General features: G+C 37.0%; 12 protein-coding genes. 11 read left to right on the top strand and 1 reads right to left on the bottom strand.

Annotated features, from left to right (window positions below; translation table 11 throughout):
- The first annotated feature begins 1 nt into the window (after position 1).
- Positions 2-1,111 (top strand): tRNA guanosine(34) transglycosylase Tgt, encoded by a 1,110-nt coding sequence (gene tgt / locus LY60_RS10160; RefSeq protein WP_145083063.1) that lies wholly within the window; start codon positions 2-4, stop codon positions 1,109-1,111.
- 17 nt (positions 1,112-1,128) lie between these two features.
- On the top strand, positions 1,129-1,458 hold the full coding sequence (gene yajC, locus LY60_RS10165) for a preprotein translocase subunit YajC (protein ID WP_145083066.1): 330 nt from the start codon (positions 1,129-1,131) through the stop codon (positions 1,456-1,458).
- Positions 1,459-1,496: 38 nt separating this feature from the next.
- Here yajC and LY60_RS10170 read toward each other — a convergent pair whose 3' ends face one another.
- Complete coding sequence (locus LY60_RS10170; protein ID WP_145083068.1) at positions 1,497-4,154, bottom strand: cation-translocating P-type ATPase; 2,658 nt, start codon at positions 4,152-4,154, stop codon at positions 1,497-1,499.
- A gap of 289 nt (positions 4,155-4,443) precedes the next feature.
- Here LY60_RS10170 and LY60_RS10175 point away from each other — a divergent pair, with 289 nt between their 5' ends.
- The 9 genes from LY60_RS10175 to LY60_RS10215 all read left to right on the top strand — a co-directional run bounded on the left by LY60_RS10175 (position 4,444) and on the right by LY60_RS10215 (position 12,940).
- The gene (locus tag LY60_RS10175; protein ID WP_170226173.1) at positions 4,444-4,809 is read left to right on the top strand and encodes a TIGR04086 family membrane protein; all 366 of its coding nucleotides are present in this window, start codon (positions 4,444-4,446) and stop codon (positions 4,807-4,809) included.
- A 90-nt stretch (positions 4,810-4,899) separates the two neighbouring features.
- Positions 4,900-5,040 carry a six-cysteine ranthipeptide SCIFF gene (gene scfA, locus LY60_RS10180; RefSeq protein ID WP_019228042.1) on the top strand — a complete coding sequence of 47 codons (141 nt, stop codon included), beginning with the start codon at positions 4,900-4,902 and terminating at the stop codon, positions 5,038-5,040.
- 112 nt (positions 5,041-5,152) lie between these two features.
- A complete protein-coding gene (gene scfB / locus LY60_RS10185) occupies positions 5,153-6,490 on the top strand; it encodes a thioether cross-link-forming SCIFF peptide maturase (protein WP_145083074.1) in 1,338 nt (445 codons plus the stop codon).
- Positions 6,491-6,599: 109 nt separating this feature from the next.
- Positions 6,600-7,076: a LapA family protein gene (locus LY60_RS10190; RefSeq protein WP_019228153.1), complete on the top strand. Its 477-nt coding sequence runs from the start codon at positions 6,600-6,602 to the stop codon at positions 7,074-7,076.
- Positions 7,054-8,979: a single-stranded-DNA-specific exonuclease RecJ gene (gene recJ, locus LY60_RS10195; RefSeq protein ID WP_170226174.1), complete on the top strand. Its 1,926-nt coding sequence runs from the start codon at positions 7,054-7,056 to the stop codon at positions 8,977-8,979. Before LY60_RS10190 ends, recJ begins: the two co-directional genes overlap by 23 nt.
- A 21-nt stretch (positions 8,980-9,000) precedes the next feature.
- Complete coding sequence (locus LY60_RS10200; RefSeq protein WP_145083080.1) at positions 9,001-9,516, top strand: adenine phosphoribosyltransferase; 516 nt, start codon at positions 9,001-9,003, stop codon at positions 9,514-9,516.
- Positions 9,517-9,590: 74 nt separating this feature from the next.
- The gene (locus LY60_RS10205) at positions 9,591-11,777 is read left to right on the top strand and encodes a RelA/SpoT family protein (protein ID WP_145083083.1); all 2,187 of its coding nucleotides are present in this window, start codon (positions 9,591-9,593) and stop codon (positions 11,775-11,777) included.
- Between the two features lie 83 nt (positions 11,778-11,860).
- Positions 11,861-12,310 (top strand): D-aminoacyl-tRNA deacylase, encoded by a 450-nt coding sequence (gene dtd / locus LY60_RS10210; RefSeq protein WP_145083086.1) that lies wholly within the window; start codon positions 11,861-11,863, stop codon positions 12,308-12,310.
- A 9-nt stretch (positions 12,311-12,319) separates the two neighbouring features.
- Positions 12,320-12,940: an MBL fold metallo-hydrolase gene (locus tag LY60_RS10215; RefSeq protein WP_019228148.1), complete on the top strand. Its 621-nt coding sequence runs from the start codon at positions 12,320-12,322 to the stop codon at positions 12,938-12,940.
- Positions 12,941-12,943: the final 3 nt, after the last annotated feature.

Raw genomic sequence — 12,943 nt, forward strand, 5'->3', positions numbered from 1 at the left:
TATGTTTAGTTTTGAACTTATAAAAGAATCAAAGGAATGCAAGGCAAGGCTTGGTAAAATCCATACAAACCACGGTGATATTGAAACACCTATATTCATGCCTGTAGGAACAAAAGCAACTGTTAAGGCCATGACTCCTGAAGAAATGAAGGAGCTGGAGGCTCAAATAATTCTGGGGAACACATACCATCTGTACCTCAGACCGGGACATGAGCTTATAAAGGAAGCCGGAGGACTTCATAAATTTATGAACTGGGATAGGCCAATACTTACTGACAGCGGCGGATTTCAGGTATTCAGCCTTGGAAATTTAAGAAAAATAAAGGAAGAAGGGGTTGAGTTCCGTTCTCATGTGGATGGATCAAAACATTTTTTAAGTCCTGAAAAATCAATGGAAATTCAAAATTACCTTGGCTCTGACATCATGATGGCATTCGACGAGTGCATACCATATCCTGCATCACGGGAATATGTGGAGCAGTCTATAAAAAGAACAACAAGATGGGCCAAAAGATGCAAGGAGTTCCATGAAAACACAGAAAATCAGGCACTTTTTGGAATAGTGCAGGGTGGTATGTACGAGGATTTGAGAAGAGAAAGCGCAAAGCAAATAACAGACATTGATTTCCCCGGATATGCTATTGGCGGATTAAGCGTCGGTGAACCAAGGGAATTAATGTGTGAGGTAATGGATTACACCGTTGATTTGCTTCCCAAGGACAAACCAAGATATCTAATGGGAGTTGGAAGTCCTGATTACCTTTTTGAAGCAGTTGAAAGAGGTATAGACATGGCAGACTGTGTTCTTCCAACAAGAATGGCAAGACATGGAGCGTTTTTCACAAGCAGGGGACAGCTAACAATTAAAAACGCCAAGTACAAAAGAGATTTTGGTCCAATAGATGAAAACTGCAACTGCTACACATGCAGAAATTATTCAAGAGCATATATAAGGCACTTGTTCAATGAAAATGAAATTCTTGGAGCAAGGCTTGCCTCAATTCACAATTTATTTTTCTTGATTAATTTGATGAAAAGTATTAGAATTAGTATAAAGGAAGATAATTTCATGAACTTCAAAAAAGAATTTTATGACAATTATGGATATTAATAAACCTAGGAGGAAATATGCCACAAGAATACAGCGGAATTTTAATGATGGTCATTTTATTTGCAGTAATGTATTTCATGATGATCAGACCACAGAAAAAGAAAGATAAAGAAATAAAGTCTATGAGAGACAATTTGACAATAGGAGACGAAGTTATCACTATCGGTGGAATCCACGGCAAAGTTGTTAAAGTAAATGATGAAATAATCACACTTGAAATGGCACATGCAAAACAAAGAATTGAATTTTCCAAATGGGCTATAGGAAGCGTAGCTAAAAAAGGCAAAGAAAAAGTTGAAATAAAAGATGCTGTTGAAGAAACAGAAGAACCTAAAGAAGAAGAATAATAATTTAAAAGCCGCTAAAAGCGGCTTTTGTTATGTCTTTATTTATTTCTTATTATTTTTTTAAAACCAACTACAATTTCGTGTGAAAGAAGCGGGATCATTGCTATTAAAATGAGGTTGAACCATTCTTTAAGAGAAAGTCTCACTGTTTCAAACACAACTGTCAGGAATGGAATTTCAGTAACAGCTATTTGAAGGAGAAGTCCAACAGCAAATGCTAAGAGCATTGATTTGTTTTCAAGATGGTTCATTTTAAACAGCGATTTGTTGTAGTTTCTCATACCAATAGCATGGAAAAGCTGAGAAACTCCTAAAGTTGTAAATGCATATGTCTGAGCATGCATTAAAATATCTGGATCCTGAAGCATTAGCTTAATTCCTTCAAGAGTTACACTTTGGCCTGCAGCAGTCAAGTGTTGAACAGGTGACCAAATGAATGCTCCAAGAGTCAATGCTGCAATCATGAATCCGTTGTAAACGGTAAATATTAGACCACCGTTGGCAAAGAGGCTTTCCTTAGGATCACGTGGCTTTGCATCCATTATGTCGCTGTCTTTAGGGTCAACACCAAGAGCAAGACCCGGAAGCGAATCCGTAATAAGGTTGATCCACAGTATGTGTATTGACTGAAGCGGTGAAGCAAGACCTGCTGCAATTGCAGTGAACATGGAAATTACTTCTCCAAAGTTTGATGAAAGAAGAAAAAGAACAGTCTTTTTAATGTTCTGATAAATTCCCCTTCCTTCTGCTACAGCTTTTTCAATTGTTGAGAAATTGTCATCTGTTAGAACCATGTCGGCTGCACCCTTTGCAACGTCTGTTCCCGTTATTCCCATTGCGACTCCAATGTCAGCGGCTTTAAGAGAAGGTGCGTCGTTTACTCCGTCACCTGTCATTGATACTATGCTTCCGTGAGATTTAAATGCTTTAACAATCATAACTTTGTGCTCAGGAGAAACACGTGCAAAAACTCTAAGGTTGTTAACAATTTTATTGAGTTCTTCCTGGGACATTTCATTTAATTCGTTTCCTGTGATGCATTGAGACTCAGAATCTGCAATTCCAAGCTCCTTTGCAATTGCAAGAGCTGTATCCTTGTGGTCTCCGGTTATCATAATTGTTTTGATGCCTGCATTTTTAAATTCAAGAACAGAATTTTTTGCTTCCGGACGAGGAGGGTCAATCATACCTACAAGACCTACAAATGTAAGATCTTCTTCGCTGGCAGAATCATCATTTTCCTTGATTCCAAGAGCAAGGACCCTCAGTGCCTGTTTTGCCATTTCACCGGCGGCCGTTGTAATTTCATTTATGTGGTTTTCAGTAATCTTTATTGTTTCACCATTTATAAGAATCCTGCTGCACCTTTTAAGGAGAATGTCCATTGCTCCTTTTGTATAGCTCATCACATTGTTATTATTATCCTTGTGGACTGTAGTCATAAGCTTTCTTGCGGAATCAAATGACAATTCGTTTATACGCGGCATTTGCCCTTCAAGACCTTCCCTTGTTACATTCATCAAACTTCCCATATCCAGAAGTGCAAGCTCTGTAGGATCTCCTATACGGCTGTTATTTGCCGTAGAAGCGTCGTTACAAAGTATGAAGCCGTTGTTGAACACCTTGTTGTCATCATAAGAGAGTTCTTTTACATCTTTGGAAATACCATCAAAATATACTTTTAGAACAGTCATTTTGTTTTGAGTTAGCGTTCCTGTTTTGTCTGAACACACTATGCTTACTGCTCCTAGTGTTTCAACTGCAGGAAGCTTTCTCACAATTGTGTTTACTCTGACCATTCTTGTTACTCCAAGTGCCAGGACAATTGTCACCACGGCTGTAAGTCCTTCAGGTATTGCTGCTACAGCAAGTGAAATGGCAGTAATGAGCATCTCGACCATGTCTCTTCCTTGCAAAACGGCTATTCCAAACATTGCAGCAACAATTACTATTGCAACAATTCCTAAAACTTTTCCAAGGTCATTGAGCCTTTTTTGAAGAGGAGTGAGTTCTTCTGTTGCTTCACTTATCATGGTGGCAATTTTACCGATTTCCGTATCCATTCCTGTGTAGACTACAATTCCTTCACCTCTTCCGTATGAAACGCTTGTAGAAGAAAATGCCATGTTTATCTGGTCACCTATTCCTGTATCGCCTTCTGCAACATATTCTGCACTTTTGTCAACAGGAACTGATTCTCCGGTCAGTGCCGATTCTTCAATTTTTAAGTTTACAGTCTGGGTGAGCCTTAAGTCTGCAGGTATTATTCTTCCTGCTTCAAGAACAACAATGTCACCTTTTACAAGTTCACTTGCAGGAATCTCTACGATTTTGCCGCCTCGCTTAACCATTGCCGACGGACTTGAAAGATTTTTCAAAGCTTCAAGAGCTGCTTCAGCTTTTGATTCCTGAACCATTCCTATAATTGCATTCAAAAGAACAACAATCAATATGATTATGGCATCTGTAACTTCATCAAGCATTATTGATATTGCAGCTGCAGCAAATAAAATATAAATCATTGTGTCCTGAAGCTGAGATAAGAACATTTGAAGTTTTGTTTTTGATTTTTTTTCAACCAAAGTGTTCGGCCCGTCTTGCTCAAGCCTTTTTTTTGCTTCTTCCTGAGTGAGTCCGTTCTGCTCGGAAGAATTCAATTGTGAACATACGTCTTTTACTTTTTTTTGATAATACATAATTTACTCCTTGTTATGATATTTTATAGTATGCCAATCTTTACATAAAAAAAGACTTCTAGCATATCTTTTTTTACGAAAGATATACTAAAAGTCTGGTTACCTATGTTGCAGTGCAGATTTTCAGCCAGAATATTTCTATCCATGATGTTGACTGAAAATTTAAAACTACTCCCTCTTAGTAAAATTAACTTTACCAAAAGTGCAAATTTTTGTCAAGATATTTTTGTATGTTCTTTTTTTAGTGTACATGAATATTATTAAACAAGAACTTGTATCGGAGGTTGTTATGAATATTGGTAAACTGATTAAATATTCTCTGTACTTGCTTATAATGCTGCTGGCGGTTTTTTTAGTCCTGACATTGTACATGTATTTTTTCTCTTCTTCCCCTTCAGCTGAATTTGCGTACATAGTGGCAATACCTGTTTGCATATTTATTGTTTCTCTTTTGTTTTCAAGAAGTACAAGGGAGAAGGGACTTTTTTGCGGAATAGAAATATGGATTGTTTATTTTGCATTTGTTCTTCTTTTGAAGGTAATGTTTAAGATGACACAGGAAATAAGCATTGTACAAAACTTGATCTATCTTCCTGTTGCTATCCTTGGGGGAGTTCTCGGAGTAAATATGAAACATAGGGCAGTTCAAAAGTAAATGATAATATTGTTCTAAAATTTATAAAAAAATGCTTTTAAATATTCTCCAAAAATGCTATAATTTATAAAGCTAAAAAGGAGGTTCAATATGGTACATATAAAAACATTAAACAACACAAAATTAACAGATAATATGAACGTAAAAGGATGCGGAGAATGCCAGACTTCATGTCAATCTGCATGTAAAACTTCTTGTACAGTAGGAAATCAAAAGTGCGAGAACAAATAATGGTAGTGGCTTAGCCACTACTTTTTATATGATAGGACTTTTTTCCTATCATATAAACTCGTAGCGTAGTGACGGAGCAACTTTTTATGTTAAAGGAAAAACGGAGGAAACAATGATACACATATTTAAAATGGACGACATGCATTTTGCCCTGGACACAAGCAGCGGACTGGTTCATGTTGTTGACGAAGTAATATATGATTTGCTGACAGATGAAAATTTCAAAAATGAAGATAAAGTAAATGACATAAAGAATAAATACGGAGCAGAAACAACTGATGAAGCTGTTTCTGAAATCAATTATTTAATAGAAAACAAAATGCTTTACACTGATGACGCAAATGCAGTCAATAAAATAAAGCCTGCCATAAAGGCGATGTGCCTTAACATGACACATGACTGCAACTTAAGATGCGAGTATTGTTTTGCTTCTCAGGGAAGCTACAACGGTGAAAGAAGCTACCTGAGTTTTGAAACAGGCAAGAAAGCATTTGATTTTCTTGTTAAAAGTTCAGGCAAGAGAGTGAACCTTGAAGTTGATTTCTTCGGAGGCGAGCCACTCATGAATTTTGAAACAATAAAAAAACTTGTTGACTATGCCAGAAGTATTGAAAAACAGCACAACAAGAATTTCCGTTTTACAGCAACAACAAACGGTGTGCTTTTAGATGATGAAAAAATAGATTACCTCAATGAAAACATGGACAATGTGGTGTTAAGCATTGACGGAAGAAAAGAAACAAACGACCACATGAGAAAGACCGTGAATCAAAAGGGAAGCTACGATGTAATCACTGAAAACTTTAAAAAGTTTGTAGCAAAGAGAATGGACAAGGATTATTTTGCCAGAGGAACATACACTGCTTACAACCTTGACTTTTCAGAAGACGTAAAGCACATGAGGGACTTAGGGTTTGATAAAATTTCTGTTGAGCCTGTTGTTGCAAAACCTGAAGAAAAATATGCACTGAAAGAAGAACATCTTGATATTCTTAAGGCTGAATATGAAAAGCTTGCAAAGCTGTATCTTGATTCATACGGCAGCAAGGACAAGAAGTTCCAGTTTTTCCACTTCAACATCGAACTTGACGGCGGTCCATGCATTTACAAAAGAAGCATTGGCTGCGGAGCAGGAACTGAATATGTGGCTGTTACTCCCGATGGAGACTTGTATCCATGCCATCAGTTTGTAGGACAGGAAGAGTTCATCGTAGGTAATGTTGATGAAGGAATTGTGAAAGATGAAGTAATAGACATGTTCAAAAACGTGTCTGTAAATGAAAAGCCTGTGTGTAAGGACTGCTGGGCAAAATATTACTGCAGCGGTGGCTGTCATGCAAATGCATATAATTTTAACAAGGATTTTAAAGTTCCTTACAGCGTGGGATGCGAGCTTGAGAAAAAAAGAATTGAATGTTCAATTTATATAAAGGCCAGATTAGCCCAGTAAATTGCAGAAATATTGGTTTAAAAGCAAAAAATAGTGGTAAATATATATTGATGTATAGTATAATGTAGGTGATTATAACAAATAAAGTTTACCTGAGAGGAGTGTTACTATGCAAATTGGTTTTATTTTAATATTGGTAATTGCAATTTTTGTTGCAATATTTTCCATTCAAAACGGAACGCCGGTTCCTGTTGATTTATTCCTTGCTCGTTATGAAATGCCTCTTGCATTAGTCATGATGGCGTGTATAATAATAGGCGCTGTTATTGTTCTGATTTTAGGAACATCAAGACAGTTCAAGAAAAGATCTGAAGGCAAGGAAATGAAGAATAAACTCAAGACGTTTGAAAATGAGAAACTTCAATTTGAAAACAATGCAAAAACAATGGAAACAGAAATACAGTCCCTTAAGGACAACAATGCCGCACTCATTGCAAAGGCCACTGAATTCGAGGAAAAACTGAAACTCAAAGATGACCACATTGCACTTCTTACAAAAGAAATTGATGAGATGAAAACAAAATCCAATATAAATATTAATGAAGGCGCTGATCCAAATTCAAATGATGAAAAAAGTGAAGCTTAAAGTTAATGAATTTGAACAATCTGAAATAGATGAAATAAAAAACAACTTTAATTTATCAGATATTTCTTCAAAGATACTTTTAAGCAGAAATATACGAACACACGAGGAAATAGAACAATTTCTTAATCCGGATTTCAAATATTTTGAAGATGCTTCACATTACAAGGATCTGGTGAAAGGCTGCCAAAGGATTCTACAAGCAATTGACAATGGCGAAAGAATTTTAATATACGGCGATTACGATGTGGACGGTATTACATCCATAAGCCAGTTTTTTATTCTTTTGTCAAAAGCCGGAGCAAAAGTAGACTATTACGTTCCGGAAAGAGAAAGTGAAGGCTATGGACTAAGTACGGATTTTGTGAACTGCCTGAAAACCGGAGATATAAAAGCTGATTTATTGATAACTGTTGACTGCGGAATTGCTGAAGTAGAAAAAATAAAAGAAATTACAAACTTCAGCAAGGATGTAATCATTTTGGATCATCATCAATGTAAGGAAGAAATTCCAGATGCATATGCCGTAATAAACCCAAAACAAAAAGATTGTCCGTCGAAAAACAAGCAGTTGTGCGCGTCAGGACTGTCTTTTAAATTTTTGAAGCATTTGAACACATATTTGAAAATAGAAGATATAGAAGAGGTGCTTCTTGAACTTGCATGTCTCGGAACAATTGCAGACATAGTGGATCTTATTGGAGACAACAGGATTATAGCAAAGAACGGACTTAAGAAAATAAATGACACCAGAATAATCGGACTCAAAAAACTCATTGAAGTTTCCGGGATAAATGTAAAGGAAATTGAATCCTATCACATTGGATTTATTATAGCTCCAAGAATAAATGCAGCCGGCAGAATGGACTCTGCTAAAAAAGCAATTGAACTCATGCTCACAAATGATGAAGACGAAGCTGAAAAACTTGCTTTTGAACTGGAAAGCTTAAATGTACTAAGAAAACAAACTGAGCAGGAAATATTTGATGAGGCCGTTAAAAAAATTGAAACTAATTTTCTATACAAAAAGAACGCAATAGTTGTTTATGGAGAGAACTGGCATGAGGGAGTTCTTGGAATTGTAGCGTCAAAGCTCACTGAAAAATACGAAAGACCAAGCGTTGTGATTTCAATTAAGGATGGAATAGGCAAGGGCTCTGCAAGAAGCCTTGAATACCTGGACATTTTCGAAGCATTCAAAAAAAACGACTTGTACCTGGAGAAATATGGAGGGCATAAGCTTGCAGCAGGATTGACTATTTTGGAAAAAAACATAAGCAGTTTTGCAAATGCACTGAACAGCTATATTGGAAACATTAGTTTAAGTCATTTTGATTACAGGGAAATCGAGTCTGATGCTATGCTTAAAATTTCTGACGTGAATTTCAGCCTGTATGAAGAAATAAATAAATTCGAACCATTCGGCGCCGGAAATCCAAAGCCTGTATTGATTTTAGAAAATGTCGCGATGAAAAACATCAAGAAGGTAGGCAGATATGGAAACCACTTAAGTTTTGTTCTTTCTGACGAAGGCATGGACATACCTGTAATAGGGTTCGGAAAAATAAACATATTGGAAAAGGTGCTTACAAGACCACCTTCCTATGCAGTGACTTTGAGCCTCAATGAATTCAACGGCAAAAAAAGCATGCAGCTGGTGCTCTTAAATGTTGAGGAAAGAGAAGAACTCGATTACAAAATAGATGACGAAAAAGTCAGAATGCTTAACTCCATACTCAACAAAACAAAGTCGAAAATTATCAAGACCGATATTTTTGTGCTGGTAGAAAGGTTTAATCATTTATATAATGCTAAGATAACAGCAGATGAAATAATATGCATACTTAAAAAGACTAATAATATACAATATGCTTTAAAAAATGACATGTTGTACATAAAAAAATAATCATCTCAATTTGGAGGAGTTATGGATTTAAAAGAAAAGATCAGAGTGATAGACGGTTTTCCTGTAGATGGAATAAGCTTTAAAGATATTACCACATTGTTAAAGGATGCTGGGGCACTTAACGAATGCATAAATCAAATGGCTGAAAGGTTCAAGGATACTCAGGTTGACATTATAGTGGGACCTGAATCAAGAGGTTTCATCTTGGCAACACCCCTTGCCTATGTAATGAACACAGGATTTGTACCTGTGAGAAAACCTGGGAAACTTCCCGGAGAAACAATAAAATATGAATACTCACTGGAATATGGAATGGATTCTCTTGAAATACACAAAGATGCTATAAAGCCTGGACAAAAGGTTCTCATTATTGATGACCTTCTTGCAACGGGAGGTACAATGTTTGCAGCTGCCAAGCTTGTGGAAAAGCTGGGCGGAGATGTTGTAGGCCTTGGATTTTTAATAGAGCTAGAAGATTTGAACGGAAGAGAAAAACTTTCTGATTATAAAGTTGAATCGTTGGTAAAATACAACTAATAAAACAAATAAAAATTAAGAATTAAGAGTTAAGAGTAAGGAGTTAATTCTTAATTAAAAGTGAGGTGAGCACAATGTTGGAAAATATAATCAATCAAATAGAATCATACAATCCCAATGCAGATGTTTCAGTTGTTGCCAAGGCATACAACTATGCGGAAATGGCACATTCAAATGCACAGACTAGATTTTCAGGTGAAAGATACTTTATTCACCCATACAATGTTGCGCTCATTCTGGCAGATCTGCACGTTGACGTACAGACAATTGCAGCAGGACTACTGCATGATGTTGTTGAGGACACGGGAATAACCTATGATGATATAAAAAGAGAATTCGGTGAAGAAATAGCCAATATGGTGGATGGCGTCACAAAGCTTAGCAAAGTCAAGTACAGAAACAAGGAAGAGCGTCAGGCAGAATCCCTGAGAAAGATGATTATTGCCATGTCTAAGGACATAAGGGTCGTAATCATAAAACTGGCCGACCGTCTGCACAACATCAGGACTCTTCAGTACATGCCAAAGGAAAAACAATATCAAAAAGCAATGGAGACAATAGAAATATATGCTCCCATTGCCAACCGACTTGGTATTGCGTCCATAAAGTGGGAGCTTGAAGATCTGAGTTTGAAATATATTGATCCTGAAGGCTACCAGGATTTGCTTGAAAAGGTACAGCAAAAAAGCGAGCAAAGAAAGGATTACATATCCCGAATCATATCGGTAATGCAGGAAAAGTTAAGCGATGCAGGAATAGAAGCAGATATAAAGGGAAGGCCAAAGAGCCTTTACAGCATTTATAAAAAAATGTATTTCAAAAACAGGGCTTTTGAGCAGATTTATGATTTGATTGCTGTTAGAATAATTGTTGACAGCATCAAGGACTGCTATGGAGCGCTGGGAACAATGCACACACTTTGGAAGCCAATTCCGGGAAGATTCAAGGATTATATTGCAATGCCGAAGCCCAACATGTACCAGTCACTGCACACAACAGTCATAGGACCTGCAGGCGAGCCATTTGAAATTCAAATAAGAACCCTTGAAATGCACAGAACGGCTGAATACGGTATAGCTGCTCACTGGAAATACAAGGAAGGAATAGATGAGCAGACAAATTACGAAGAAAAATTAAACTGGCTGAGACAAATGCTTGAGTGGCAGCAGGAAACTAATGATCCGGCAGAATTTATGGAAACACTGAAAATTGATCTTTATGCAGATGAAGTGTTTGTGTTCACCCCTAAGGGAGAAGTTGTAAATATTCCTACAGGATCAACACCAATTGACTTTGCTTACAGAGTCCACTCAGCTGTAGGAAATAAATGCGTTGGTGCAAAGGTAAACGGCAGAATTGTGCCCATTGACACAAAACTTAAAACCGGAGATCAAATTGAAATATTAACTTCTCAATCAAGTGCAGGGCCAAGCAGGGACTGGCTTAAAATAGCAGCTTCAAGTCAGGCAAAATCAAAAATCAGAAAATTTTTCAAAGAAAGAGACAAAGATTTCAATGTTGAAAAAGGCAAGGAACTTGTTGAAAGAGAAGTAAAGAAACAAGGTTACCAGGTATCTGATTTGTTGAAGGACGACTGGCTTAAATTTGTTGCCGACAAGTACAGCATGTTCACTGCAAACAATCTTTATGCAGCTGTTGGCAATGGAGGCATTACAGAAAATCAGATAGTAAACAGGCTTAAACTTTTGTACATGGAAAAAAACAAGGATAAAATTGAGCTTGAGAAAATAGAAAACCTTGAGAAAAATACAAACATTACCAGCAAGACGCCTTCAAGGATAGAAAAACATGCTTCAGGTGTTATAATAAAGGGAATTGACAACGTGAAGGTTCGTTTTTCCAAGTGCTGCAGTCCTGTTCCGGGAGACGCCATAGTAGGCTACATTACAAGAGGAAGAGGAGTGTCTGTTCACAGGGCAGACTGCACAAACATTCACGACCTTACAGATTCTGAAGATCAAAGGTTCATAGAAGTTGAGTGGGATTACGGCAAGAAGGCTACATTTGTAAGCGAGCTGCAAATAAAGGCGCTTGACAGACCAAGGCTTCTGCAGGATTTAACAGCTCTTTATGCTGAGGCTAAGCTGAACGCTGTTTCTCTTAACCTGAGGATTACCAAGGACAGGGTTGCCATAGTAGACATTGGTTTTGAAATAAATGAAACAAAACAAATTGAAGATTTGATGAAAAAAATAAAAAAACTTGACGGTGTACTTGAAGTGTACAGAAACAAAAAATAAATGATAATATTGAAAATACTGTATTGCCGCAAGGTGATGCGGATTTTCTTTTATAAATCAGAAAACAGTAAGCAGGTGATTTAGTGAGAGGCGTTGTACAGCGTGTCAAACGCGCCAAAGTAACGGTTGATGATAAGACAATAGGTCAAATTGACCATGGAATAATGCTTTTACTTGGTGTAGAAGAAGACGATGAAGAAAAAGATCTGGAGTACATGTGCGACAAGGTTGCAAATTTGAGAATATTTGAAGATGAAGAAGGAAAGATGAACAAAAGCGTCCTGGACGTTTGTGGAAGTCTTCTTGTAGTTTCTCAGTTTACACTTTTAGGAGATGCAAGAAAAGGCAGGAGACCAAGCTTCATTCAAGCAGCACGTCCTGAAAAAGCAGTACCCATGTATGAAAAATTCATCCATAACATGATAAAATCAGGATTGAAAACACAGACAGGCGAATTTGGTGCCGACATGCAGGTAGAGCTTGTAAATGACGGACCGGTCACAATTTTGCTTGACAGCAAAAAAAATTTTTAGGAGGAAATTATGATATTTGAAGCAATGACAGTGGGCTCGTATTACTCAAACTGCTACATAGTGGCAAGCGACAGTACAAAAGAAGCTGCAATAATAGACCCGGGGGCTGATTTTAGTAAAATTGACCAGAAAATAATTGAGCTGGGATTAAATCCTAAGATGATAATTTTGACCCACGCTCACGGTGACCACATTTGCGCCGTAAAGGAACTTATTGAAAAATACAACGCAAAAGTCTGCATACACGAAATTGATGCCCTGGCTTTATCTGACAGCAAAATAAATTTTTCAAAGGTATTGTTTGGAAAAGATATATCCATTGATGCTGATGTAAAATTGAAAGACGGTGATGTGCTTGAGCTGGGAGATCTTAAGCTTGAAATAATTCACACTCCCGGACACACAAAAGGCGGCATATGCATCAAAGTCGGAAATATAATGATGACAGGGGATACTCTTTTTAACAATTCTATAGGAAGAACAGATTTTCCTGGAGGATCTTTTGAAGAAATAATTGATTCCATACAGGAAAAAATATTCAAGTACGACGAAGATATAATAATCTATCCGGGACACAATTCTCCTTCAACAATAAAATCTGAAAAACTGAGCAATCCTTTTGTCAATTAAGGA

Source organism: Sedimentibacter saalensis (genome assembly GCF_007830175.1).
GTDB classification, from domain to species: Bacteria; Bacillota; Clostridia; order Tissierellales; family Sedimentibacteraceae; genus Sedimentibacter; species Sedimentibacter saalensis.

Bases quoted from the DNA above. Each gene is read 5' to 3' on its own strand.
- tgt (WP_145083063.1), top strand. From the start codon at position 2: ATGTTTAGTTTTGAACTTATAAAAGAATCAAAGGAATGCAAGGCAAGG.
- yajC (WP_145083066.1), top strand. From the start codon at position 1,129: ATGCCACAAGAATACAGCGGAATTTTAATGATGGTCATTTTATTTGCA.
- LY60_RS10170 (WP_145083068.1), bottom strand. From the start codon at position 4,154: ATGTATTATCAAAAAAAAGTAAAAGACGTATGTTCACAATTGAATTCT.
- LY60_RS10175 (WP_170226173.1), top strand. From the start codon at position 4,444: ATGAATATTGGTAAACTGATTAAATATTCTCTGTACTTGCTTATAATG.
- scfA (WP_019228042.1), top strand. From the start codon at position 4,900: ATGGTACATATAAAAACATTAAACAACACAAAATTAACAGATAATATG.
- scfB (WP_145083074.1), top strand. From the start codon at position 5,153: ATGATACACATATTTAAAATGGACGACATGCATTTTGCCCTGGACACA.
- LY60_RS10190 (WP_019228153.1), top strand. From the start codon at position 6,600: ATGCAAATTGGTTTTATTTTAATATTGGTAATTGCAATTTTTGTTGCA.
- recJ (WP_170226174.1), top strand. From the start codon at position 7,054: ATGATGAAAAAAGTGAAGCTTAAAGTTAATGAATTTGAACAATCTGAA.
- LY60_RS10200 (WP_145083080.1), top strand. From the start codon at position 9,001: ATGGATTTAAAAGAAAAGATCAGAGTGATAGACGGTTTTCCTGTAGAT.
- LY60_RS10205 (WP_145083083.1), top strand. From the start codon at position 9,591: ATGTTGGAAAATATAATCAATCAAATAGAATCATACAATCCCAATGCA.
- LY60_RS10215 (WP_019228148.1), top strand. From the start codon at position 12,320: ATGATATTTGAAGCAATGACAGTGGGCTCGTATTACTCAAACTGCTAC.